The 25,089-nt window shown below is 71.3% G+C and carries 21 protein-coding genes; 11 read left to right on the top strand and 10 right to left on the bottom strand.

The features are described from left to right. Positions 1-91 precede the first annotated feature (91 nt). Both BR70_RS0102750 and BR70_RS0102755 read left to right on the top strand, forming a co-directional pair. Positions 92-685 carry a MarR family winged helix-turn-helix transcriptional regulator gene (locus tag BR70_RS0102750; RefSeq protein ID WP_027464823.1) on the top strand — a complete coding sequence of 198 codons (594 nt, stop codon included), beginning with the start codon at positions 92-94 and terminating at the stop codon, positions 683-685. Then, a complete protein-coding gene (locus BR70_RS0102755; protein WP_027464824.1) occupies positions 682-1,602 on the top strand; it encodes an NmrA family NAD(P)-binding protein in 921 nt (306 codons plus the stop codon). The genes BR70_RS0102750 and BR70_RS0102755 overlap by 4 nt, the downstream gene beginning before the upstream one ends. Here the strand turns inward: BR70_RS0102755 and BR70_RS0102760 are convergent. From BR70_RS0102760 to BR70_RS0102775, 4 genes are all read right to left on the bottom strand, one after another. Further along, positions 1,571-1,888 (bottom strand): hypothetical protein, encoded by a 318-nt coding sequence (locus tag BR70_RS0102760; RefSeq protein ID WP_035807699.1) that lies wholly within the window; start codon positions 1,886-1,888, stop codon positions 1,571-1,573. The genes BR70_RS0102755 and BR70_RS0102760 overlap by 32 nt on opposite strands. After that, positions 1,885-2,130 (bottom strand): hypothetical protein, encoded by a 246-nt coding sequence (locus BR70_RS0102765; protein ID WP_027464826.1) that lies wholly within the window; start codon positions 2,128-2,130, stop codon positions 1,885-1,887. The genes BR70_RS0102760 and BR70_RS0102765 overlap by 4 nt, the downstream gene beginning before the upstream one ends. 240 nt (positions 2,131-2,370) lie before the next feature. Continuing rightward, positions 2,371-2,727 (bottom strand): nuclear transport factor 2 family protein, encoded by a 357-nt coding sequence (locus tag BR70_RS0102770; protein ID WP_027464827.1) that lies wholly within the window; start codon positions 2,725-2,727, stop codon positions 2,371-2,373. 59 nt (positions 2,728-2,786) lie between these two features. Beyond that, positions 2,787-8,258 carry a discoidin domain-containing protein gene (locus tag BR70_RS0102775; protein WP_027464828.1) on the bottom strand — a complete coding sequence of 1,824 codons (5,472 nt, stop codon included), beginning with the start codon at positions 8,256-8,258 and terminating at the stop codon, positions 2,787-2,789. A 150-nt stretch (positions 8,259-8,408) separates the two neighbouring features. On the opposite strand from BR70_RS0102775, the gene BR70_RS0102780 reads away from it, so the two are divergent. Beyond that, a complete protein-coding gene (locus BR70_RS0102780; RefSeq protein WP_027464829.1) occupies positions 8,409-9,563 on the top strand; it encodes a low temperature requirement protein A in 1,155 nt (384 codons plus the stop codon). Between the two features lie 185 nt (positions 9,564-9,748). Here the strand turns inward: BR70_RS0102780 and BR70_RS0102785 are convergent, their stop codons facing one another. Further along, positions 9,749-11,578 carry a BCCT family transporter gene (locus BR70_RS0102785; RefSeq protein ID WP_231495619.1) on the bottom strand — a complete coding sequence of 610 codons (1,830 nt, stop codon included), beginning with the start codon at positions 11,576-11,578 and terminating at the stop codon, positions 9,749-9,751. Positions 11,579-11,632: 54 nt separating this feature from the next. After that, positions 11,633-11,917 carry a YrhK family protein gene (locus BR70_RS0102790; protein WP_027464831.1) on the bottom strand — a complete coding sequence of 95 codons (285 nt, stop codon included), beginning with the start codon at positions 11,915-11,917 and terminating at the stop codon, positions 11,633-11,635. Positions 11,918-12,270: 353 nt separating this feature from the next. On the opposite strand from BR70_RS0102790, the gene BR70_RS0102795 reads away from it, so the two are divergent. Genes BR70_RS0102795 through BR70_RS0102810 form a run of 4 tightly spaced genes read left to right on the top strand, consistent with a single transcriptional unit; the run spans position 12,271 to position 17,926 of the window. After that, entirely contained in the window at positions 12,271-13,542 is a 1,272-nt protein-coding gene (locus tag BR70_RS0102795; protein ID WP_027464832.1) for an ABC transporter substrate-binding protein, read from the top strand. A 25-nt stretch (positions 13,543-13,567) separates the two neighbouring features. Continuing rightward, entirely contained in the window at positions 13,568-14,524 is a 957-nt protein-coding gene (locus BR70_RS0102800; RefSeq protein WP_027464833.1) for a carbohydrate ABC transporter permease, read from the top strand. Next, positions 14,521-15,432 (top strand): carbohydrate ABC transporter permease, encoded by a 912-nt coding sequence (locus BR70_RS0102805; RefSeq protein ID WP_027464834.1) that lies wholly within the window; start codon positions 14,521-14,523, stop codon positions 15,430-15,432. Before BR70_RS0102800 ends, BR70_RS0102805 begins: the two co-directional genes overlap by 4 nt. Positions 15,433-15,442: 10 nt before the next feature. Next, positions 15,443-17,926: a glycoside hydrolase family 31 protein gene (locus BR70_RS0102810; protein WP_027464835.1), complete on the top strand. Its 2,484-nt coding sequence runs from the start codon at positions 15,443-15,445 to the stop codon at positions 17,924-17,926. A gap of 70 nt (positions 17,927-17,996) precedes the next feature. Here the strand turns inward: BR70_RS0102810 and BR70_RS19185 are convergent, their stop codons facing one another. The 4 genes from BR70_RS19185 to BR70_RS22035 all read right to left on the bottom strand — a co-directional run bounded on the left by BR70_RS19185 (position 17,997) and on the right by BR70_RS22035 (position 21,313). Further along, positions 17,997-19,043: a LacI family DNA-binding transcriptional regulator gene (locus BR70_RS19185; RefSeq protein ID WP_081827195.1), complete on the bottom strand. Its 1,047-nt coding sequence runs from the start codon at positions 19,041-19,043 to the stop codon at positions 17,997-17,999. A 68-nt stretch (positions 19,044-19,111) separates the two neighbouring features. Continuing rightward, positions 19,112-19,825 carry a GAF and ANTAR domain-containing protein gene (locus BR70_RS0102820; RefSeq protein ID WP_027464836.1) on the bottom strand — a complete coding sequence of 238 codons (714 nt, stop codon included), beginning with the start codon at positions 19,823-19,825 and terminating at the stop codon, positions 19,112-19,114. Then, complete coding sequence (locus BR70_RS0102825) at positions 19,822-20,535, bottom strand: GAF and ANTAR domain-containing protein (RefSeq protein ID WP_027464837.1); 714 nt, start codon at positions 20,533-20,535, stop codon at positions 19,822-19,824. The genes BR70_RS0102820 and BR70_RS0102825 overlap by 4 nt, the downstream gene beginning before the upstream one ends. Further along, complete coding sequence (locus BR70_RS22035) at positions 20,528-21,313, bottom strand: helix-turn-helix transcriptional regulator (protein ID WP_051596546.1); 786 nt, start codon at positions 21,311-21,313, stop codon at positions 20,528-20,530. The genes BR70_RS0102825 and BR70_RS22035 overlap by 8 nt, the downstream gene beginning before the upstream one ends. 184 nt (positions 21,314-21,497) lie before the next feature. Here BR70_RS22035 and BR70_RS23525 point away from each other — a divergent pair, with 184 nt between their 5' ends. From BR70_RS23525 to BR70_RS0102850, 4 genes are all read left to right on the top strand, one after another. After that, on the top strand, positions 21,498-21,830 hold the full coding sequence (locus BR70_RS23525) for a hypothetical protein (protein ID WP_027464838.1): 333 nt from the start codon (positions 21,498-21,500) through the stop codon (positions 21,828-21,830). Beyond that, entirely contained in the window at positions 21,824-22,867 is a 1,044-nt protein-coding gene (locus tag BR70_RS22040; protein WP_051596547.1) for an AraC family transcriptional regulator, read from the top strand. Before BR70_RS23525 ends, BR70_RS22040 begins: the two co-directional genes overlap by 7 nt. Before the next feature lie 134 nt (positions 22,868-23,001). After that, on the top strand, positions 23,002-24,111 hold the full coding sequence (locus BR70_RS0102845) for a fatty acid desaturase family protein (protein WP_027464839.1): 1,110 nt from the start codon (positions 23,002-23,004) through the stop codon (positions 24,109-24,111). Between the two features lie 4 nt (positions 24,112-24,115). After that, positions 24,116-24,337: a cold-shock protein gene (locus tag BR70_RS0102850; protein ID WP_307858961.1), complete on the top strand. Its 222-nt coding sequence runs from the start codon at positions 24,116-24,118 to the stop codon at positions 24,335-24,337. The last annotated feature ends 752 nt before the right edge of the window (positions 24,338-25,089 follow it).

The raw sequence follows: 25,089 nt of genomic DNA on the forward strand, positions 1-25,089 counted from the left end.
GGGTCCTCGGTGCTCGGCGTCTCGGCGGCTGTCCGTCTTGATCACAGATGATCTTTGCACAAGACGATCTTGTTCCGGTACGGTCTCCGGTATGGACAATCCGACGCCGACCGACGCACTCCCCGAGATCGACTGGGGTGCCGAGGGCATCGAATCCGAACTCGGGTGGGCGCTGCCGCTGGCGCTCCAGGGCTTCACGCGGCTGGGCAGTGAGGCGGTCGTCGACGTGCCGGGTGGTCCCCGTGGCTACCAGGTGCTCGTCGCGACCACCACCGAGGAACCGTCGTCGCAACTCGGACTCGCGCAGCGCCTCGGGATCGACAAGACCCAGATGACCTACATCGTCGACGCGCTCGAGGCGGGCGGGTTCGTCGAACGTCGCCCCGCCCCGACGGACCGGCGGGTGCGGCAGGTCCACCCCACCGACGCCGGCCGTGCCCTGCTCGCCCGGACACGGTCCGCCCTGCGCGGCGCCGAGGGCGTGCTCATGCGGCACCTCGACGACGACGAGCAGACGACGCTGCGCCGGCTGCTGGCCCGCGTCGCGCTCACCGCCGGGCTCGGCACCGCCGGACCGGACCAGGCGGACCCCACGTTCCAACACCCCCTCGCCGTCCCGGAGCGATCCCGACGGCGCACCGCGACGACCACGTCGACCACCACTGCAGTGAGGCCCCGCCCATGACCACCACCATCCTCGTCGCCGGCGCCACCGGCGACCTCGGGCACCGCATCGTCCGCGAGCTCACCCAGCACGACGTGAGGGTCCGGGTCCTCACCCGGCCCGGCAGCAGGACCGCCGCACAGCGCTTCGGCGACGACGCCCGTGTCGACGTCGTCGCCGCCGAGTACGGCGACCACGACGCCCTGACCCGGGCCGTCAGCGGGGCCGACGTCGTGGTCTCCGCCGTGAGCGGGACACGTCCGGTGATCGTCGACGCCCAGCGCGCGCTGCTCGCGGCGACCGTGGCGGCGGGCGTCCGGCGGTTCATCCCGTCCGACTACTCGGCCGACTACCGGCGGATCGCACCCGGCACCAACCGCAACTTCGAGCTGCGGCGCGAGTTCGCCTCCGACCTCGACGCGGCCCCGGTGCAGGCGACCTCGATCCTGACCGGCATGTTCACCGACCTGCTGACCGGCGAGGCCCCGATGATCCTGTCCGGCCGTCGGCTCGTGCTGTTCTGGTCGTCGGCGGACCAGGTGCTCGACTTCACCACGAAGGACGACGTCGCCCGGGTGACGGCCCTCGCCGCCCTGGATGACGATGCTCCGCGGGTGATCGAGATGGCGGGCGACCAGGTCACCGCCCGCGACGTCGCACGCACCATGAGCGAGCTGACGGGGGAGCGCTTCCGGCTGCAGTGGGCCGGCACCACCGGGACCCTGTCCGCGATGAGCGCCGTCGGCCGGCGCCTGTCGAAGGACCCCGACGAGACGTTCCCGGCATGGCAGGGGATGCAGTACTTCGTGAGCATGTTCAGCGGGCAGGCCCAGCTGCACCACGTCGACAACGACCGCTACGGCGTGCAGTCGTGGACGAGTGTCCGTGACGTGCTCCGCGCACACCTCAGTGGGCAGGGCCACCCGGCGACGGACTGACGGGCGCGGTGTGCGGTCGTCGGCGGCGGAACAGGAACGCGAGACCGACGACGACGGCCGGCACCAGCGCGAGCGCGGCGAGCCAGACGAGGACGTCCCACTCGGGTGAGAGCGGCACGCCGAGCGCACTCGACGAGGTCCGCCAGACCTGGTTGCCGGGCCCCTCGTGCTCGTCGGCCCCGGCGACCGGGAACAGCAGCGCCGTCACGATCGTCCAGCCCACCAGCACAGCGACGGCGATCAGCGTCCACGGCCGCGGAGCGGACGGGGCGGATACCTGTGTCACCGGACCGCGGCACGCGAGCGCTCGGCCCGGGCGTCCCACCACGCCGCGACCAAGGCCGCTGCCCCCAGCGCGAGCCCGACGACGCCTGATCCGAGACACGGGATGAGGCCGAGGCCGAGGCCGATGTTCGCGCCGCCCCCCTCCGGGCCGTAGGACGCGTCGTACATCAGGGCGCCGACGCCGAGGAACCCCACGGCGAGGAGCACGATGCTGATCCAGTGGAGCGTGCGAGCTGTGGCCATGGTGGTCGTTCCCCTCGGGATTGCGGTTGACGAATCCTCGCACGGCCGTTCCGCCGCACATTCCCGGAGCGGCATCAGTCCCTCGGCACGTGGCCAAACCAGACCGCCCGGATGATCTGCCACACGCAGACCGCGAGCACGACGGAGCCGGTGGCTCGACCATGCCGCACGCCGGGCAGGAGGCCCGGTGCCAGCTGGCACCGGGCCTCCAGTCCGTCAGCGACCTGCGGGAGGTGGTGGTCAGTCGGTCAGGATCGTGTAGACCTTCGCGATGACGTCGCCCTCGATGAAGCAGATGTCCATGCCGGACACGACGGGCGGTGCTCCCTCGGGGCCGAAGTGCCAGGCGAGGTACCCCATCCCGTGGTTCTCGTAGACCGGGCCGGCCGGCGAGAACACGAACCCGGGGGCGTCGTCGAGCAGGCGCTGCGCCTTGGCGTGCAGGGCCTCGTGGCCGGTGACGACCTCGTCAGGGTCCAGGAAGACGACGTCCGGGGCGTAGGTCCGCTCGATCGCGGCGCGGCGGCGCTCCGGGTCCCGTTCCCCGAACACCTCGAACAGGTTGGCGTGCATGAGCGATTCGAGCGGTTGCGACATCGTGTCTCCGTCGGTTGTCGGCTGTTCGGTCGAGTGTGCGTGCAGCGGGGGCGTCAGCGCTACCGGATCTCGAGGTCGTACAGCGAGTAGCCGTACGGGGTCGCCCGTTCGACACCGTGCACGCGGACGTACCGCCACGAGCCGTCCAGGGCGTGCCGGTCGGTCCCGCCGTCACCGTCGGTCTCGGTGGCGAGCGTCGTCCACCCGTCGTCGCCCGCGTTCCGCGCCTCGATCCGGTAGGAGCGTCCGAAGGCGTCCTCCCAACGGAGCACCGCGCCGTGCAGGCGGTGCGGTGCGCCGAGGTCGACGGCGAGCCACTGGTCGTCGGTGTGCCCGCTCGCCCAGCGCGATCCCGGGTCGCCGTCGACGGCGTTCCGCGCGGGGACGCCGTCGCCCTCGTCGGCCGATGACGACACGGTCGCCCGTAGTGCCAGGTCCGGCGTCGGTTCGCCCTGCGTCGAGGTGACGCGGAGGTCCCAGAGGGAGACACCGAACGCGGTGTGCCGGCGGTCCGCGACGACCCGGACCCAGCGGCCGGTGACGTCGTCGCCCTCCAACCGGTGGATCACCTCGCCGCCGGTCCCGTGGGCTTCTTCCACGACGGTCCGCCAGGGGGCGTCTTCGTCGTCGCGGACCTGGACGCGGTAGGCCTCGGCCCACGCGGCCTCCCAGTCGAGCTGCACCTGGTCGATCGGCACGACCTGCCCGAGGTCGACCGCCAACCACTCGCCGTCGCGTGCTGCGCTGGCCCACCGGGTCCGGGCGTCGCCGTCCACCGCGTTGCCACCGGACAGGTCACTGCGCTCGTCCGACGAGGTGGTGACGGGCTTGCCGGCGGCCACGTCACGAGCGCGGGCGGGTGCGGTTCCGTCGTCGTCGTCACCGTCGGTCGCCTCGTCGAGGGTCGTGACGGTGGCCGTCCCGGATGCTCCCGACACGGTGGCCGTGACCGTCGCGGTCACACCGCCCTCGGTCGCTGCCGTGACGACGCCGTCCGGTTCGACACTGCCGCCGCCGTCGACGGCCCACTCCGGGCGGTCCGCGGCGAGCCGCCCGCCGAACCCGTGGCGGTCGAACCCGTAGGCCGTCATCCGGACCGTGTCACCGGCGCGGACGGTCGCGGTGCGCGGCGCGACGAGCACGTCCTCGACGTCGACGGTCGAGGCCGCCGGGGTGCCGGACACGTGCACCTCCCAGATGGAGTACCCGTACCCGGTGAGGCGATCGGTCAGGTGCAGGCGCACGAACCGGGCGGTCTCGCCCACGGCCACCGTGTCCGCGTCGGCGGTGGTCTTGTCGACGGTCCGCACGTCGCGCCAGGGGTCGTCGGCGGTGTCCCGGACCTGCAGCACGTACCGTGCGGCGGCCGCGTTCTCCCAGTCCACCCGCACGGTGTCGACGTCGGTCAGCCGCCCGAGGTCGATCGTGTAGTCGACCTCGTCCACACCGTGCGCGCTCTCCCACCGGGTGCTGCGGTCCCCGTCGACGGCCTTCCCGGCGACGTTCCCGCCGTCCGAGGAGCTCGCGTCGACGTCGGCACCCGCTGCGGCGTCGGGGATCGACGTCACCGAGGCGACGACCGCCGAGCCCTCGACACCGCCACCGGTCGCGACGACGTACCCGGAGCCCGCGGCGGTCGTCGTCACGGTGCCGTCGGTCCCGGCGCTCCCGGCGCCGGTGTACGACCAGGTGACGTCGGCGGGCAGGTCCGCGGGGTCGCCGTACTGGTCGTGGCCGGCGGCACGGAACCGCTGTGGTGTCCCGACGACGAGCCGGTCGAAGCCGGGCGTGACGTCGAACCGGGTCAGGACCGGTGCCGGTGCGACCCGGAAGGCGTACGACCCGTGCACGCCGCCGACCGTGGCGGTGACCGTCGCCCGCTCCGCGCGCTCCGATGCGCGGTGGAGACCGTCGGCGCTGATCGTGCCGGTGTCGGTCGACCAGGTGACGTCGTCCAGGGCGACGGTTGCGCCGTACTGGTCGTAGCCGGTCGCGGTGAAGGTCGTGGTCGCACCGGGGACGATCGTCTTCGGGGCGCCCTCGGTGCTGACGACCACCTCGGTGAGCCGCGCGTCCAGGTGCGACGTGATCTGCGTCTGCGCCGGGACCGCGATCTGGCCGATCACCTCGGTGCCCTCGTAGACGTCGTAGGTGTGCTGCACGGTGTCGGGGTTGTCGAGCACGTAGCTGATCGTGCCGTCGGGCGCGCGGAACACCTGGCTCAGCGGGTCCGAGGTGTGCCGGTCGGTGACCTCGGTGCCGACGGTCCGGTTCGACATCGCCTGGTGGTAGACGAGGCCGGCCATCGACTGCCCGGTCACGGCCGGGTCGTCGGCGGCCCACAGTGCGGCGTGGACGTCGGCGTAGGTGTCCGGGTCGTACTGCCCGAGGAACCCGAGGACGACGTTGCCGAGGGCGTCACCCATGCCGCTGAACACCCGTGCGGCGTGCTCGGTGTCCTCGCCCGGGGTGTGGTCCGTGAGGTCGACGCCGTACAGCTGGTCGATGGTCGCGGTGTCGGCGCGGAAGTCGTCCACCAGGAACGGCATCAGCGGGGACGGCGTCGGCCAGTCCTGGGGCTTCCGGTCGGCGGTGGGACCGTCGAGCTCGGCGGGCACCAGTGCGGCGGGCAGGGTGTCCGGAGTCCAGTACCGGTCGGGGAACACCACCCGTCCGTCGTCGTCCACGCTCACCAGCAGGGTGTCGGTGGCCGGTTCGTACAGGGGGTTCGCCGCGGTTCGCCGGGTGACGTACCCGGGGTGGTTCGTCTCGACCGCGCGGATCGCGTCCTGCAGCTCACCGATCGCGGCCGGGCGGTCGCGGGTGATCTTCACGTCGCCGTAGCTGCCGACGCCCCACCACTTCTTCGTGAGCATCTGGATGCGTGCCGCGTTGCCGTCGGTGACGCCGGCCTGCCCGATGGACTCCGGGCGGGCGGCCATCATCTCGCGCATCAGGGCCTTTGAGAAGCCCGGGTCCCAGCCGAAGTAGTCGAACCACGGGGCGACCGGCATCCACTGGATGCCGGAGATCCAGGCGGGGTCGCCGGAGAAGTACGTGGCGTGGGCCTGGCCGGAGTCGAACAGGATCCCCGCCTGCCCGTGCTTGTACTCGTCCGGGAACGCGCCGTTGCCGTCGTACGACGCCGAGGCGGGGTTGCCGCGGACGTTCTGCCAGTAGTCGCGGACGGCGGCCCGCTCGGTGACGTACTGCACCGCACCGGCGGCCTGCATCTCCTCGTCGCCGAGGACCGAGCCGAGCAGGAAGAGCCCCGCCTCGGACTGGATCGCCTCGGACGACGACTCCTGGTTGTTGCCGCCGGGTGACGACACACCACCGGCGTTCGACCGGCCCTCCCAGACGCCGAACGTGCGCATGTGCGGGAACCGGGCGTCGTCGCGGTCCCAGTTCGCGTACTGCTTCGCGACGAGCGTCGCCATGCCCTGGTACTTCGCGGCCCACTCGTGGTCGACCCGGCCGAGCATGGCGGTCGCGACGGCGAAGTACCCGTAGTGGAAGTGGTTGTCGTTGAACTGGGCCGACCCGTACGAGTCGGCGAACCCGATCAGGGCCTTCCACGTCGGGTACATCGCGAAGAAGTGCTCCGCTTCGCCGTCCGTGTACGTGTACCAGTCGGTCAGGGCGCGTTCGAGGGTGTCCTGCAGCGTCCGGGCCTCCTCGGTGGCACCGATCTGCCGCGCGATCGTCATGTACTCGGCGAGCTGCAGGACGTCCTTGCCGCCCCAGTAGGTGTCCCCGCCGTACGTCGTCTTCGCGGCGTACTCGTGCAGGTACTCGCGCATGACCTCCTCGGAGTACGGGTCGTCGCCGACCGCCTCGGGCGTGGCGCCGATCGGCGTGATGCCCGTGAACGCGTAGTCCAGGGTCCAGCCGTCGTGGCCGACGGTGGTCCGCATGGTGCCGCGCGGGGTCTCGTAAGTGGCGCCGGTGAAGCGCAGGTTCGTGGTGGCGTCGGCGTACTGGTGCTGCAGCCAGCCCTGCACGGTGTCGTGGTTGTCGCCCTGCAGCGTGTCGGTGCGGATCGACCACTGCTGGCGGACGTTCGCCGCCGCCGCGTCGTACGAGTACGTCATCGTCGTGTCACGGGGGACCGCGAAGGCGGTGCGGTGCAGGTCGTCCAGAGAAAGGCCATGCTCGGGCACCGCGCTGAGCACCAGGTAGGGCGTGCCCGACGAGGCCTCCAGCGCGTTGCCGACCCGGGTGAAGGTCGTCCCGTCGGGGGCGTGCACGCCGAAGACGTGGCCGTCCTGGCGGATCTCGAACCGGTCCGTCGTCACCGGCAGGTCGAGCGGTTCGCCGTCTCCGTCGGTGATCTCGGCACCGTCCTGCAGGGTGAGGCGCGGGGTCATGCCGTGGAACTCGAACCACTCGTACGGCGAACCCTGCACGCTCGTGACGTCCATGTACTGTCCGCCCGGGCCGTCCTGCGGCATCCGCCAGCTGACGTTCCAGTCGCCCCAGCGGAGCGCATCGGCCTGCTTCGCCCGGAACGTGGTCGCGAAGCGGTCGGCGAGGCCGTCCGGGGCGTCGGTGAGGAGGACCTGGTCGACCAGCACGTGTGCCCACCCGGCCCGCAGGTCGTCGACGATCCGCAGCTGCGCGGACTGCCCCCGGTGTGCGGAGACGTCCCAGCTGTCCCAGCGCAGCTGTTCGCTGTCCGTCCCGGTGCTGCTCGCCACGACGTCGCCGTCGACCAGGAGCTGCACGGCTTCGTGGTCGGGGTGCCGGCCACCGCCGACCAGGAACGCCAGGGTCGAACGGTCGATCGTGAACGCCGGCGAGGTGAGCGTGCCGGTCGCGCCGTCGCCGTCCTCGTCGCTGAACGAGTTCAGGAGGCGTCCGCCGAGCCACCCGGAGACCGCGCTCTGCCCGCTGGCCGTCCCGGTGGCGGTGGCCGTGAAGGCGTCACCGGTCGCGGTCCAGCCGTCGGGCAGGCCGTCCTCGAAGTCGGCGAGGGTGCGGTCGCTCGCGTCGGGGGTCGGCTCCACCGTCCCGCCCACCGTCACGGGGGACTCCAGGCGCATCGCCGTGCCGTCGCTGTTCCACCGCGTCGGGATCGTGAGCTTCGTGCCCGCGGCACTGTTCGACGAGACGAACGGGTACGCCCACATGTCGCCGGAGTACTTGCTGACCAGCAGGTCCGTCCACCACTGGTTCGTCGGCACCGGCTCGCCGGCCTTCGACGGGTCGATGTACAGCCGCTGGTCCAGCGTCTTCCGCACGTCGGCGATGTCCGTGATCTCGTCCGGCGGGGCCGGCGCGTAGGAGCCGGAACCCACCTGCACACCGTCCGCGGCCGGACCGACGCGGGACGAGCCTCCAGGCTGTTCCTGTGGTGCGGCCACCGCAGCGGTCGGATCGGCCGGTGAGCGCGGGGTGTCCGAGGTCGCGGCGTGCGCCGGGGTGACGGCGAACGCCAGCAGCGTGGCGGCGGTCAGTGCGCCGGCGGTGGCGCTGACGGCCGCTCGGCGGAACGACCTGGGACGGACGGCGGGACGCGGTGAGGTCACCGGGACTCCTGTCGGAGGGGTTCGGCCGGACACGACGTCCACGGCCGAGACGGGCTGGTCTGGTGGTGCGGGGCCTGCACACGGACAGATCGGCAGGGCCGGTCCCGCCGTCAGTGGTCCGCGTTCTGGGGATGCCCTACCGTTGGCCCCATGCCGACCATCGGACTGCGCCGGATGGTGCCGCGCGACCCCGACCAGCGACACCGGGCGGCGAGCCCCCTGGAGCTCCTGTTCGACCTGGTGTTCGTCGTCGCGGTGGGCTTCGCCGCCACGAACCTGCACGAGATCGAGCTCGAGGGACACGTCACCTCCGCCGTCCTGGCCTACGGGCTGGTGTTCTTCTCGATCTGGTGGGCCTGGATGAACTTCACGTGGTTCGCCACGTCGTTCGACACCGACGACTGGCTCTACCGCGTGATGACCTTCGTGCAGATGGCCGGGGTGCTCGTCCTCGCCGCCGGGGTGCACGCGGCCATGGTCGAGAACGACTTCACGATCGGCATCATCGGCTACGTCGTCATGCGGCTGGCCCTGGTCGGGCAGTGGATCCGCGCCGCTGCGTCCTCCACCCGCCACCGCCGGACCGCCACCCTGCACGCCGTCGGCATCACGGTCGTGCAGCTGCTCTGGGTGGTCTCGCTGGCCCTGCCCGACGACGTCTGGGCCTACGCGGCACCGTTCCTCGTGCTCGCCGAACTGTCCGTGCCGATCTGGGCGCAGACCTCGACGGGGACAGCCCCGTGGCACACCCGGCACCTGGCCGAGCGGTTCTCCCTGTTCACCCTCATCGTCCTCGGCGAGGGGCTGGTGGCCTCGGCCGGCGCGGTGATCGACGCCGTCGCGCACACCGAGCACCTCGGAGCCCTGCTGGCGCTCGCGGGTTGCGGGCTCGTGATCACCGTCGGCATGTGGTGGATCTACTTCTCCCGCGAGCAGCACGCGCACATCCGCTCGCTGCCCACCGCGCTCGTGTTCGGCTACGGCCACTACTTCGTCTTCGCCGCCGCCGGTGCCCTGCCGGCCGGCATCGAGGTCGCGGTCAGCGCCGACGCCGGCCACGTCGAGCTGTCGTCCGCCTCGGTCGCCGCGACCGTCGCGGTGCCGGTCGCGGTGTTCGTGCTGTCGATCTGGGCGCTCGCGATCCGGCCGTCGCTGTCGACACGGGCCAACGCCGTCGTGGTGGCCCTGGTACTCGTGGTCCTCGCGTCGATCTCGGTGCCGGCGGTGTCGCTGCCGGTCACGGCGCTCGCCGTGGTGGCGGTCGTCGTGACCCTCGAGGTCGCGTCGGCACGGACCGACACCTGACGCACTGACGGACGGGAGGCGCGGTGCCAGCTGGCACCGCGCCTCCCGTCCGTCAGGTGGTTGCGTCGACCGCCCGTGCGCGGTTCCGTCTCCGGTGCGAGGGCACGTTCGTCGCACCGAGAACGGAACCTCGCACCACACGGCGCGGGTGGCGCGTGGCGCGTGGCGCCGCGCCGCGCGCCGTGTCAGCGCTCGGGCTGCTCCGTCGCGGGCCCGTCGTCCGACGTCGGACGCGCGTCGAGGCTCGGGTCGACCGCCGGGTCGGCCGAGACCGACGACGGCCGCACCGGGAAGTCGTCGAGCGCGCCGGCCTCCACCGTCGGGGAGGCGGTTCCGCGGCCACCGCGCACGCGGTTCTTCACCGCGGCCCACGGACGGCCGAGGCCGGACCGTGCCGGACGCTCGGTCGGCGCCTCGACCTCGAGGCCGTAGTAGGCGCCGACGTGCTCGAGCAGGACCTCGCGCTCGGCCTTGTCGTAGGCACGGCGCTCGCGGGTGAAGGCGATGATCGTCGACCAACAGGTGAGCAGCAGGACGATGCTGAACGGCAACGCGGTCGTGATCGCCGCCGTCTTCAGCGCGTTCAGTCCACCGCTGAGCAGCAGGGCGACGGCGAGCAGTGCAGCGACACCGGCGAAGAAGACCCGCAGCCAGTTCTTCGGCTCGATGTCACCGCCCGACGCGATCATCGCCATCACGAGCGACCCGGAGTCCGACGAGGTCACGAAGAACACGCCGATGAGCAGGATCGCGCCGTAGGTCAGGACCATGCCGGCGGGCAGGTCGCCGAGGACCGCGAACAGCGACCCCTCGATGTCGACCGAGCCGTCCGAGCCGATCAGGCCGCCCGAACCGTCGGTCTGGCGGTGGATCGCCGTGCCGCCGAGGACGGCGAACCACAGGAACGTGAGCGCGGTCGGCACGAGCAGCACACCGAACACGAACTGTCGGACGGTGCGGCCCTTGGAGATGCGGGCGATGAAGACACCGACGAACGGCGCCCACGACATCCACCATCCCCAGTAGAAGGTGGTCCAGGCGCCCTGCCAGGCCTCGCCCTCGGCACCCTGCTGGGCGGTGACGTTGAACGACAGGCCGACGATGTTCTGCAGGTAGGAGCCGATCGACTGCACGAAGTCACGGAGCAGGAACTGCGTCGGGCCGACGATGAGCACGAAGAGCAGCAGTGCGGCGGCGAGCAGCAGGTTGAAGTTCGACAGGATCTTCATGCCCTTGGTCACGCCGGTGACGAGCGACACGATCGTGACGGCGGTGATCACCGCGATGATCGCGATCTGGCTGACGATGCTGCTGTCGGCGATGCCGGCGCTCTCGAGCCCCGCGCCGATCTGGATGACCCCGAGGCCGAGCGAGGTCGCGACGCCGAACAGCGTGCCGACCAGGGCGATCACGTCGATCAGGTTGCCCCAGCCGCCGCGCACGCGGTTGCCGAGCAGCGGTTCGAGGGCCCAGCGGATCGACACCGGGCGTCCCCGGCGGTGGATCGCGTACGCCAGGGCCAGGCCGAGGACGACGTAGATCGCCCACGCGTGCAGGCCCCAGTGCAGGAACGTCTGGGTCAGTGCCTGCTGCGCGAGCTCCTTCTCGGTGCCGGTGACGCCGGGGCGCGGGGAGGCGAAGTGGCTGAGGGGCTCGGAGACGCCGTAGAAGACGAGGCCGATGCCCATGCCGGCGGCGAAGAGCAGTGCGAACCACGAACCGGTCGAGAACTCGGGCTCGTCCTGGTCCTTGCCGAGCTTGATGTCACCGAAGCGGCTGAAGCCGACGAACAGCGAGAAGCCGACGAAGAACGCGGCGATCAGGACGTAGTACCAGCTGAAGTTCTTGACGATGCCGTCCTGCAGACCGAGGAACAGTGCCTCGGCGGTGGAGGGGGAGATCAGGGTGAAGGCCACGAACCCCAGCACGATGACGGCGGCGGGCCAGAACACCCACCGCCGCAACTGCGGCGTCGTGGTCACGGGTCCGGGCAGGGGAGGAGTGGTGCTTGCCATGCAGTCCATGGTGCCTGCTCGCGATCCTGTGTGTTCGCCCAGGCGTGTCGTGGTTCAGAAATCGCGCGCAGACTCCGTGGGATTCCCCCGGCCGACCCGTCCGAGGTGGAGTCTCCGCGACAGCCGGATGACGGGACGGATGAGCAGCTGGATGCTCCCGATCAGGAACAGCCAGGTGCCGGCCGTCGTGGTGCTCTCGGAGAAGAAGAGGACGCTGCCGACGATGAACCAGAGCGCGACCATCACGTCGTTGATGATGCTGATGGTCTCGTAGACCCCGCGGATGCGGAGCTCCTCGTGCCCCACCCGGAGTGCGATGTCCCGTTCGTCCTCAGCCATCAGACGATCCTGCCAGCTCCGTGCCGTGTCCGTCCGAGCGGCCGTGCTCGTCCCGAGGGCGCGGTGCGCTCCGTGCGAGCTTCCACACTCCGTGCGGCGCTGCGGGCGCCGCACGGAGTGCGCAACCTCGCACCAGGTGGCGGCTCGCGGCCGTGGTCGCGCGGTGCGGCGGCCGGGAGGCGCGGGGCGGGCTGGCACCGTGCCTCCCGTCCGTGGGGCGCACCGCCCACTGCCACATGCGATTACAACGTTGACGTACGCTTTACAGCGCTGTAAACAGGAGCCTGCGCGACGATGCGCAACGAGGGAGAGACCCGATGGTGGGAAGCAGGACCGCAACACTCCAGGCGGCGGTGAGCCGGCGGGGGTTCCTCGCGGGCGCGGCCGGTGGCATCGCACTCGGCACGATGGCGCTCGCCGGGTGCGCGACCCCGGGGCGTGCCGCCGGTGGTGGCACGACGCTCCGCTTCTACGAGCAGAAGCAGGAGGTCATCGCGTACTTCGACAAGCTGCTGCGGGAGTTCGAGGGGGAGCACACCGGCATGTCGGTCGTGCACGACAGCACGGCGGCCATCGCCCCGCAGTTCGTGCGCGGTGAACCGGCGGACGTCGGGTGCTTCAACGACAACCTCGAGCTCGCCCGGTACATCTCGCGCGGTGTGCTCAGCGACCTCAGCGACCTGCCGTCGGCAGCGCGGGTCCGACCGGACATCGACACCCTGACGAACCAGTACGCGAAGTTCGAGGACCGCACGAGCGTGCTGCCGTACTCGCTCGCGGCGGCCGGGGTGATCTACAACAAGCGGATCTTCGCCGAGCACGACCTGCCGGTCCCGACGACGTGGGACGAGTTCGTCGAGGTCTGCCGGACGCTGCAGAAGGCCGGGATCACGCCGATCTACGCCACTGACCGGGACACCTGGACGCTCTGGCAGGGCCTGTTCGACTACTCGGTGGGCAGCCTCGTCGACACCGGCTCGTTCTTCCGGAAGATGAAGGCCCTCGGCGCCGACGTCGGCCCGGACTCCGAGGTGTCGTTCGAGAAGGACTTCGCGGTGCCGATGGAGCGCGCGAAGACCATCTCGTCGTTCTTCAACCGCGACCACGCCACCCGGGCCTACGCCGACGGCAACCTGGCGTTCGGCAAGGGCGAGGCCGCGATGTACCTGCAGGGCCCGTGGGCGCTCGGGCAGATCGCGCTGATCGACGACAAGCTGCCCGTCGGCACCTTCGCCCTGCCGGTGTCGAACGACCCGGCCGACCGCAAGGCCCGGGTCAACATCGACCTCGGGCTCTGGATCCCCACGGCGTCCGAGCACCCGGAGCAGGCGAAGGAGCTCGTCGAGTTCCTCATGCAGCCCGACGTCATCGACGCCTACAACCGCGACAACCTGGCGTACTCGCCCCGCATCGACGCACCGCCGCAGCAGGACGAGCGCCTCGCCGGCCTGCAGCAGTACGTCGACGACGCGGCGTTCTACCAGGGCGCCGGCACCTTCATCCCCACGTCGATCCCGCTCGGCAACTACCTGCAGTCGGCGATCCGGAGCGGGGACTTCACCTCGATGCTGCAGCGGCTCGACTCGGACTGGCGGCGGCTCGCCGGCCGTTCCGCGACGGTCTGAGCCGGACCAGGACACAGGAGTCACCATGACCATGCAGACCCCGCTCTCCCGCGACACCGACCCGGAGACCTCCGGACCGGCGACCGCGGCGTCCCGTACGCACCGTCGTGTGGGTTCCCTCCACCGGACGGAGGGCATGTACTACCTGTTCCTCGTGCCGGCCCTCGTGCTCTTCACGGCGTTCGTCGTCGCCCCCGCCTGCGTCGGCGTCTTCTACAGCTTCACCGACTACCTCGGGTTCGGGCAGTGGGACTTCATCGGCGTCGAGAACTACAGGGCGCTCGTCTCTGACCCGGCGATCCTGGCGTCGTACGGCTTCACGCTCGGCTTCGCGGCCGTCACCGTCGTCGTCACGCAGGTCGTCGCGCTGTCCCTGGCGATCGCCCTGGCCAAGAGGATCCGGTTCGCCGCCGGGTTGCGGTCGGTGTTCGTCATCCCGATGGTGATCTCGGGGATCATCGTCGCCTACGTGTTCAACTTCCTGTTCTCGAACACCGTGCCGGCCCTGGCCACGAGCGTCGGTTTCGGCCCGCTCGAGCAGAGCATCCTCGGCGACCCGAACCTCGCCTGGCTCGCGATCGTGATCGTGTCCGCCTGGCAGACCGTCCCCGGCGCGCTCCTCATCTACACGGCGGGCCTGACGTCCATCCCCGAGGAGCTGTACGAGGCCAGTGCGCTCGACGGCGCGACCGGCTGGAAGCAGCTCCGCTCGATCACGCTCCCGCTGCTCGGCGGCTTCATCGTCATCAACACCGTGCTCGGCGTGAAGGGCTACCTCGGCGCCTACGACGTGATCGTCGGTCTGACCAACGGCGGCCCCGGCAGCGCGACGAGCAGCGTCGCGATGACCATCTTCGGCGGCTTCACCGGCGGCGACTACGCCTACCAGATGGCGAACGCGACCGTGTTCTTCATCATCACCGTCCTCATCTCCGTGCTGCAGCTCGCGGCGACCCGCGGAAGGAACCTGCGACTCGCATGACCGCCATCGACACACGACCCCCGACCGACACCCGCGCCGTGACCACCGGCGGCAGCGGACGGTCCGGCCGCGGCCACCGCCGACGACTGGGCGGCACGAACTGGACGCTGACCGTGGTCCTCGGCCTCGCGTCGCTGACTGTGCTCATCCCGCTGTACGTGACGCTCTCGATGGCGTTCAAGACGACCGAGCAGTCCGTCGACGGCAACGCCCTCTCGCTGCCGTTCCCGTTCAACCCGGGCTCCTTCGCCGAGGCCTGGCAGCTGACCCGGTTCCCGGTGTCCTTCTCGGTGTCCCTGGGCGTCGCGGCGCTCACCGTCGTCGCGACGCTGCTGCTCAGTTCGTTCGCCTCGTACGCGATCGTCCGGAACTGGCACAAGCGGTTCTTCCGGTACTCGTTCGTCTACCTGCTCGCGGCGATGTTCCTGCCGTTCCCGGTGGTGGCGCTGCCGCAGATCAAGCTGACCGCCGAGATCGGCCTCGACAACCCGATCGGCGTCGGGATCCTGCACGCCATGTTCCAACTGTCGTTCAGCGTGCTGCTCTACTCGGCGTACCTGCGGTCGATCCCGGTCGAACTCGAGGAGAGCGCCCGCATCGACGGGGCGTCCACGTGGCAGATCTTCTGGCGGATCATCCTGCCGCTCCTCGGCCCGATGAACGCGACGGTCGGCATCTTCGCGTTCCTGGCATCGTGGAACGACTTCATGATGCCGTCGCTCATCACGGCGGATCCGGGGTTGCAGACCCTGCCCGTGGTGCAGAACATCTTCCAGAGTCAGTTCGGCACCAACTACAACGTCGCCTTCGCCTCGTACCTGATGGCGATGGCGCCCACGATCATCGTCTACCTGTTCGCGCAGCGCTGGGTCATCAGCGGCGTGACGCAGGGCGCGGTCAAGAGCTGAGAGGCACCACGTGAGCAGCAGCACCACCGGCACCAGCACGACCGGCACCACCGGCGCCGTCCTCCCCACCATCCGTCCGTTCCCGGGTTCGGACCCGGTCGCCGACCCCGCAGCTGTCGTCACCGGCGACCACTGGCGCATCACGGTGCTCGACGCCGGGGCGTTCCGCATCGAGTGGAGCGACGACGGCGGGTTCGAGGACCGGGCATCGACCTTCGCGATGCGCCGCCGCCTGCCTGTGCCGGCGTTCACCGTGGAGCGGACGGCCGTCGCCGACGGCACCGGCACCGGCGTCGTCGTCACCACGGACCGCGCCCGCCTGCGCTACGACGGCCGGCCCTTCAGCCCGAGCGGCCTGGTCGTCGAGACCACCGGCCCGGACGCCAACCGCTGGCGCTGGGGGCAGGAGCCGCGCGACCTCGGCGGCACCGGCCGCACCCTCGACGACGTCGACGGCCGGATGCCGCTCGAACCGGGGATCCTGGCCCGCGACGGCATCACCGTGCTCGACGACAGCGAGTCGTTCCTGTTCGCCGACGACGGCTGGATCGGCACGCGGGTCCCCGGGCGCCGCGACGTCACGGTCTTCGCGTACGGCCGCGACTACGACGCCGCGCTCCGCACCTACCATGCCGTCTCCGGGTCGCCGTCGCGGATGCCGCGGTGGGCACTCGGCAACTGGTGGAGCCGGTACCACCCGTACAGCGACACCTCGTACCTCGAGCTGCTGGACCGCTTCGCCGACGAACACCTGCCGTTCTCGGTCGCCGTCATCGACATGGACTGGCACCGGGTGGACTCCGTCCCGCTGCGCTTCGGCAACGGCTGGACGGGGTACTCGTGGGAGCCGTCGTTGTTCCCGGACCCGCGGGCCTTCCTCGCAGAGCTCCACCGCCGGGGGATGCGCACGACGCTGAACCTGCACCCGGCCGACGGCGTCCGGGCGTTCGAGGACGCCTACCCCGCGGTGGCGCGGGCGGTGGGCGTCGACCCGGAGACCGAGCAGCCGATCGCGTTCGACCCGACGGACCGGCGGTTCCTGCAGGCCTACTTCGAACAGCTGCACCGCCCGCTCGAGGAGCAGGGGGTCGACTTCTGGTGGATCGACTGGCAGCAGGGTCGTGAGACCGGGCTGCCCGGGGTCGACCCGCTGTGGCTGCTCAACCACTTCCACCTGCTCGACTCGGCGCGGCACGCGGCATCGGGGGACTCCGACGCAAGGGGTGACGACGGCGCGGACACGGCCTCGGCCCCGGCTCCCGTCGACGGCATGACCTTCTCGCGCTACGCCGGCCCCGGCAGCCACCGGTACGCCGTCGGGTTCTCCGGCGATGCCGTCGTGTCGTGGGCGTCCCTGGCGTTCCAGCCCGAGTTCACCGCCACCGCCGCGAACATCGGCTACCCCTGGTGGAGCCACGACATCGGCGGCCACACCCGTGGCGTCCGCGACGACGAGCTCGCCACCCGCTGGGTGCAGTTCGGGGTGTTCTCACCGATCATGCGCCTGCACTCCGCGAACAACCCGTTCATCCGCAAGGAGCCGTGGGTGTTCCCCGCCGAGGCCCGCGCCGCGATGGGCGAGGCACTCCGCTTCCGTCACCGCCTGGTGCCGTACCTGCACACCATGAACCACGGCACCGCCGAGGGCACCGCGCTGGTCCGGCCGATGTACCACCTGGAGCCGCGCCGCGACGAGGCGTACCGGGTGCCGAACACCTACGCGTTCGGTTCGGAGCTGCTCGTCGCCCCGATCGTGACGCCGTGCGACCCGGTCAGCCGGCACGGGGTCGCCCGGGCCTGGCTGCCGCCTGGCACCTGGACCGACGTCTTCACCGGCACGGTGTACGCGGGCGACCGGTTCGTGGACCTGCACCGCACGCTCGACACGGTGCCGGTCCTGCTGCGCGCCGGTGGGATCCTGCCGCTCGCGGCGGCCGACCAGCTCGACGCCACCGTCAACCCGACGGCGTTCGAGGTCCTCGTCGCGCCGGGTGCGCCCGGCGAGTTCACCCTGGTCGAGGACCCCGAGGGCGAGGGCAGCCGCACCGCCAGGACCCGCCTGACCTGGGACCCAGCGCACGCCGAGTTCCGGGTGCACGCCACCACCGGGGCCCTCGACGTCGTTCCCGCCCACCGCGACTGGCGGATCACGTTCCTCGCCGCGCCGGCCGACGGGCAGCCGACGTCGGCACGTGCGGCCGACCGGTTCTCGGTCGACCTGTCCGTCGACTCGGCGTCGGGCGGATCGGTCACGCTGGTCGGCGCTCCGGTCGTCGGCGTCGACGCGCGGGAGGCCGCGCGGCGGGTCCTCGAGGGCGCGCAGGCCGGCAACCCGGAGAAGCTCGAGGCGTGGGAGGTCGTGGCAAAGGACCTGCCGCGTGCGGACCGCATCGTCGAGCTCGGCACCGTCCGGCTGCCAGACGCCCTGCGGGACGTCGTCGTCGAGCTGCTCGGCAGCGTGCACCCGGGGGAGTCGGCTCCCGCAGGCCGCTGACGGCAATCGACGGGGGGAAAGGCGGACGGGAGGCCCGTGGCGGCACCGCCACGGGCCTCCCGTCCGCCGTTCACTCGCCCTGGTGCGCCGCCCGGTCGGACGTGCCGTCCGCGTACGGCGCGCTCTCGCCGACGAGCAGGCGGTGGCCGACCGTGACCAGCCGGCCGGGCACGTCGGAGCCGTCCATCCGCTCGACCAGCAGGTCGAGCGCGGTGTCGGCGAGGGCAACGGTGTCGGGCGCGACGGAGGTGAGGCTCGGCACCAGGCTCGACCCGAGTCCGACCGCGTCCCACCCGACGACGGCGACGTCGCCCGGGGCGTCCAGGCCGCGCAGGCGCATCGCCCGGAGTGCCCCGAGCGCGGCCAGGTCGTCGCGGCAGAGCAGCCCGTCGACGCGGAGTCCGGCGTCGAGCGCGGCGCCGAAGGCGACCTCGGCGCCGGCGGCGTCGCCGACCTCGCGGGGGACCAGCAACGCGTCGTCGAGCGGCAGGCCCGCGGCGACGAGTCCGGCACGGTAGCCGTCCAGACGCAGTCCGGACGTGCGCGACGACGGGCCGGTCTCGTGCCCGAAGAACCCGATGCGGCGGCAGCCGAGCGCCACCAGGTGCGCGACGGCCTCGGTGGCGGCCCCGGCGTTGTCGATCACGACCTGGTCGGCGTGCGGGGGCCGGACGTCCTCGCCGAGGAACACCACGGCGGTGTCCCCCCGGATCCGGTCGATGGCCTCGGGTGTGAGCACCTGCGGGTGGATCACGACCCCGTCGACCACACCGGCCTCGCGTCCCCGCACCGCTGAGCGTTCACCGTCGGGGTCGCCGCCGGTCTCCTCGAGCAGGAGCTGGTAGCCGCGGTCGGCGCACACCCGCGAGAACACGTGGGCGAGTTCGGCGAAGTACGGACGCCGCAGGTCGGGGAAGGCGAAGGCGAGCATGTTCGAGCGTCCGGTCGCCAGGGACCGGCCCGAGACGTTGGGGCGGTAGCCCAGCTCGTCGATCGCGGCCTGCACCCGGCTGCGCATCGGGTCGCTGACGTGCTGGTAGCCGCGGACGACGTTGGACACGGTCTTCATCGAGACGCCGGCGTGCGCGGCGACGTCCTGCAGCGTGACCTTGCCCATCCGCTCACCGTAGCGGGCGGGACTTGCCGGACGCGTCGGACCGGCCGGGCCGTGCTCGCTCGTGGTCGTCAGGGGACGAGTCGGCGCTGCACGATCGCGCGGGCGACCTCGGAGAGCGGCTCGTGGTGCTCGAGCGCGTACCCGCGGATCACCGCGAAGGCGTCCTCGATCGAGACGCCGCGCAGGTACGACACGACGCCCTTGGCCTGCTCGATCACCTCGCGCGACCCGATGGTCCGCTGCAGCTGCGCGCGGACGATCTCGTGCTCGCGCAGGGACCGTTCGTGCAGGATGCCGATCGTCGCCACGTCCGCCAGGGCCCGGGCGACGCGCAGGTCCGACTCCGCGAGGGCACCGACGCCGGCCCCGAACAGGTTGAGCGTGCCGATGACGTTGCTCCCCAGCCGGAGCGGGACGGCGTGCACGGACCGGAACCCGAGCGCGAGCGCACCCGTGCGGAACATCGCCCAATCCGCCGGTGCGACCTCGATGTCCGGGCACGTCACGACCCGTCCGGTCGCGAACGAGGTCATGCAGGGGCCGGCCTCGGCGTCGAGCTGCAGCACCTCGACGAGACGGGTCGCCTCGGAGGTGGAGGCCACGACCTCGAGCTCCTGGTCGTCGTTCGCCAGCAGGATGCCCGCGGCGTCGATGCCGAGCACGTCGGCGCACGTCTCGACCAGGGTCTGCAGCAGTTCCACGACGTCGTACGCGTCCACCAGGGTGTCGGCGAGCGACGTGAACGTCTCGAGGATCCGGGCTTCTCGGCCTGCCGTCGTCACTGGACCTCCTCGATCAGGTCGCCGCGCTTCTCGAACCGGACCGTGCCGTCGAGGATCTCCTCCGCCACCCGCCGCATCGTCGTCCGGCGGGCGAAGGCGTGGCCCTGCAGCAGCAGGTAGGCGTCCTCGGGGCTGATGTCGAGCTGCGCGAGCACGACCCCGGTGGCCTGGTGCACCACGCGCCGCGACGACGGGCTCCGGTCGAGCAGGGCGTCGTCCTCGTCCGCAATGGAGCGGAGTGCCCGGCGCAGGACCCGGCGGCTGACGGCCGAGGCGAGGGTCATGGCCTGGCGCACGGTGCCGTCTTCGATGGTCGCGGGCTGCGGGACGTACACGTCGACCGCGCCGAGCGGGAACGGCCCGAAGGCGACCGGGAACGCGAAGACCGCGCCGACGGGTTCGCTGCGCACGGCTTCGTTGAAGGCGGGCCACGCGGCGTTCGGTCGACGGACGACGTCGGTCTCCAGGACCGGGGCATCGTTCGCCAGCGCGGTCCAGCAGGGCCCCTCGGACAGGTCGAACTGGATCTCGTCGACGCGGGTGGCGACGTCGTCGGTCGCGGACACGGTCTCGCTCGGGCACAGTTCACCGAACGTCGAGATCGAGACACCGCCCATCGGCAGCGCGAGCGCGAACGGCCGACTGAGTTCGTCGTCGGCGATCTCCGCCGACCGGAGCGCACGGAGTGCACGCTCGAATGCGTCATCCATGGGCGCCTTCCCTGCCGTCTCTCGATCCTACGCGCTGGGCGGTGTCGGACGATCCGGACGGCGCAGGCACGTTCGGCGGTGGGCCGGCGCGCCAGGCAGGGAGCTCTGCGGGCGGGTACGACCCCTGCTCGTCCTGCACCCGGAGCATCGCATCGAGGGCGACGAGGCTCACGCCCGGGGTCTCACGCACCACCGTCCGCACCGCGTTGCCGAGCAGGAACGCCATCAGGTCCTCGCTGCCCCCGTCCGGTCGGTAATCACGCCACGGCCCGGCCCCCGCGCGTTGCAGGGCACCGGCGAGCACCGCCTTCGCGTCGTCGACGTCGACCTCGCAGTCGAGCACCAGGCGGAAGCGTCGCTGGCTCCGGTCCGACAGGCTCGGTGCGCCGTCGTCGTCCTCGGGCACGAAGGAGCGCAGCGCCGACGACGGCGCGATGCCGTACGCCGCGCGGAACGCCGCAGCCATCCGGCCCGCGTTGCTGAACTGCCAGCGCTCGGCGATCTCCGCGATGGTCCGCCGGTCCGGCGCACCGGACGCCGCCTGCAGAGCGCGACGGACCCCCTCGAGGCGCACGGCGCGCAGGAAGGTTCCCGGGGACTGCCCGATCTCGGCCTGGAACCGCTTCTGCAGGCTCCGCGGCGACAGCTGCACGGCCGCGGCGACGTCGGCGACGGTGATGTGGGTCGCCGCGTGCTCGTGGACGAACCGCATCGCATCCCGGACCGCACGCGAGAGTCGGGGCGGGCCGTCCTGGGTCGCGCTGCTCCCGTCGCTCATGTGCCGACCGTACGGGACCCGCCGATGGCGCGCTCCCAGGGCTCCGATCGAGGCCGCGGATGGTCCACCTTGCGCGGTACGAAGTCAACCCCTGACATGACCGGAATCGTCCTGTCGATACTGAAAGTGTCTCGTGCACCGCCGTCGAAATCGGTGCGCCACATCGAACCGACAGGGAGGCGCGATGGGACACCGCCAGGGATCCACGACCGTGATGACCGAGGCCGCCGTCTGGCAGCAGGTCGTCCACACCGATCGGATCCGGGCGCTCGCCGCGACGGACCCGACGGACATCCGTTTCCAGCCGGTCGACGCCGGGTGTTGGCGGGTCGTCGACGCCGCAGCTGCATGGGGGGACCCGGACATGCTCCTCGGCTTCATCGAGCGCACGGTGGACGGTTTCGACTGCACGCTCATGGCGGCGCTGCACGAGCACGACCGGCGAGCGAGCCTGCAGGACGCCCGCGCCTGGTTCGAACACCGCTGCGGACAGCACGTCGACGAGGCACCGTGCTGACCGCGGTCCACGGGACCGACGGCGCCCGGACCGTCACCGCGAGGATCGACGCGCAGCGACGCCGCACCGAACGATCCGGTACCGACCGGGCCTTCGCCGCACGCGTGCTCGCCCAGGCCGGGCACGGCCGTGACGTGCGGTTCGACGTCGAGGACGACGCCTTCCGGCTGCCGTTCCGGTTCCGCTACCGGACCCGCCGCGACGGTTGCGTGAGCCTCGTCACAGCGTCGACGACCTCCGGCTTCTCCGGGGTCTTCGAGCCCATCGACCGCATCGTCGTCGGGTGGTCGAGCACCGGCGGTGTCCACATCGCCGTCGAGGACGGCGTCGTCCTCGAGACCCGCCCGGGCACGCCCGTCCTGATGCCGACGGCCGGGGAGTTCTCGGTGCGCGCCCCGAAGGGCACGCTGCAGCTCGTGAGCATCCACCGGGCGCTCCTCGACCAGGTGTGCTCGTCGCTGGGATCCGCAGCGCCCGAACTGCCGACCCGGGGTGCCGAGCCCGCCGTCGCGGCCCTCGAACACCTGCGCCGGTGCGTCGAGCAGGTGGCCGTCACCGCGACGCGCGACGGGTTCACCTCGGGCACCCGGAACGCCGCGCAGGTCGCGCTGGTCGAAGCCGTGCTGGGAGCCTTCGGCGTCCGGACGGCCGCTGTCCTCCGCCGTGCGGTGACGCCGTCGACGGTCGAGCTCGCCGAGGCCTACCTCGAAGGGCACTGCGAGCGGACGTTGTGCCTGGCCGACATCTGCGACGCCGTGGGCGTGAGCCCGCGGACCCTGCAGACGGCGTTCATGCGGGAGCACGGTGTCTCGCCGATGACGTTCCTGCTGCGGATGCGGCTCGACCGGGTGCACGCCGCGCTGGAGTCCGGCAGCCGGCACGAGACCAGTGTCAGCGAGGCCGCGATGGCCTGGGGCTTCCGGCACCTCGGGCGGTTCTCGGGGACGTACTTCCGTCGGTTCGGGGAGTACCCGGGGCAGACGTTGCGTGCATCGTCCGGTCGGTGCGCGGACGGTCCGGAGCGCCACGCGGGCTGAGTTCGTGCACTGCGCAACGTGTTCTGGACACCACGGTGAACACGCAAGTTCGGCCCCTAGGGTCGCCGCAAGCGCAATCGCGTGAACTCCCTCGAATCGGTTGAAGGACCGCTCCGTACCGGAAGGCGGTCCACATGACCACCACTCCGCTCGCTCCGGGTTACACCCGCACTCGTCCCGCTACGGGGGCCCGCAAGGGCACCTCGACCTACTCCGCGCTCCTGGCGCAGGTGAAGGAGAACGGCCTCCTGCGCCGTCGTACCGGTTTCTACTGGGCACTGTTCGGCGCGCTCCTCGGCAGCCTCGCCCTCACCTGGGTCGCGTTCGCGTTCCTCGGCGACTCGTGGTTCCAGCTCATCGTGGCCGGCGCGCTGGGCGTGCTGTTCACGCAGTTCGCGTTCCTGTCGCACGAGGCTGCGCACCGTCAGGTGTTCGAGTCCCAGAAGTGGAACGACCGCGCGGGCCGCTGGCTCGGCACGTTCCTCGTGGGCCTCAGCTACTCGTGGTGGATGAACAAGCACACGCGTCACCACGGCAACCCGAACACCGTCGGCAAGGACCCGGACATCGCCCCCGACGGCATCCGGTTCCTGCCCGAGGACGCCGCCGCCGTCAAGGGCGGCGCGATGAAGACCTTCATGCGCTTCCAGGGGTGGCTCTTCTTCCCTCTCCTGACGCTCGAGGGCCTGAACCTGCACCGCTACGCCGTGATGTCGATCGTCACCGGCAACGGCACCAAGGCCGACAAGAAGCACCGCCTCATCGAGGGCGCCCTGCTCGTGGCGCGGTTCGCGATCTACCTGACGGTCGTGTTCTGGTTCCTGCCGTTCGGGATGGCGTGCGCGTTCCTCGGGGTGCAGCTGGCCGTGTTCGGCGTGATGATGGGTGCTTCGTTCGCCCCGAACCACAAGGGCATGCCGACGATCGCGCACGATGCGAAGGTCGACTTCTTCTCCCGTCAGGTGCGCACCTCGCGCAACATCCGTGGCGGCTGGTGGGTGTCGTTCCTGATGGGTGGGCTGAACTACCAGGTCGAGCACCACCTGTTCCCGTCGATGCCGCGTCCGGCGCTGAAGCAGGCTCGCCTGCTCGTCCGTGACCACTGCGACACCCTGGACGTGCCCTACACCGAGACCACGCTGCTGCGTTCCTACGGCATCGTCGTCCGGTACCTCAACCGCGTCGGCCTCGCCGCCCGCGACCCCTTCGCGTGCCCCATGGTCGCGCAGCTGCGCATCCACTGACGCCGTGCTGACCGCTATGCCGACGGGCACCGTCAAGTGGTTCGACCACAGCAAGGGGTTCGGCTTCATCCACCCCGACGACGGGTCCCAGGACCTGTTCGCGCACTTCTCCAGCATCGTCGCCGCGACCGGCTCGCCGCCGCTCGCCCAGGACGACCACGTGCAGTACGAGATCGGGCCCGGCAAGAAGGGCCCGCAGGCGGACAACATCTCGATCATCCGCTGATCGGCACCACCACGAGCAACGCCCCGACCGGTCCGGTCGGGGCGTTGCTCGTTGCCCGAGTGGCCGCGGCCGACCGAGTCTCGCCCTGCCGGACAGACGGCGGCTCCCGGTACCCGCAACGTGTCCGCGGGACCGAGTGTCGGCAGCGGCGCCCGCGCCCGCCCCCGCCTGCGGGCTGGGCTGTGTTTCGCGCTGAGCGACAGTTCTCGCGAACCCGAGCGCGTGGGGTGTCGCCCAGCCCGTGACGACGGCGGCCGCCCGCCGGCCCGGCGCGTGACGAGACGGACGGGAGGCCCGGTGCCAGCTGGCACCGGGCCTCCCGTCCGCCTGTGCGCCCGTTCTTTCCCATCGCGCGCGCGTTGGTTCGCAAGAACGGGCGTACCTGGTCGAAAGAACTCACCAGGTACGCCCGGTTCTGCCAAGTACGCCCGGTTCTGCCAGGTACGCCCGGTTCTGCCAGGTACGCCCGGTTCTGCCAGGTATGCCCGGTTCTGCCAGGTATGCCCGGTTCTGCCAGGTACGCCCGGTTCTGCCAGGTACGCCCGGTTCTGCCAGGTACGCCCGGTTCCACCAGACGCACGACGCACGGCGCGCAACGCAAGTCGGCCCGGACCGCGCTGCTGCGTGGTCCGGGCCGACTTTGGTGGTGCGGGGTGTTACTTGATCTGTGCGGTGATGGTGGCGGTGCCGACGAGCAGGCCGCGCTTGACGGCGTCGGTGCCGAAGGTCTTGTTCAGCAGGCCGGCGGCGTC

Origin of the sequence: Curtobacterium sp. UNCCL17 (genome assembly GCF_000686685.1) — a bacterium.
Lineage (GTDB): Bacteria > Actinomycetota > Actinomycetes > Actinomycetales > Microbacteriaceae > Curtobacterium > Curtobacterium flaccumfaciens.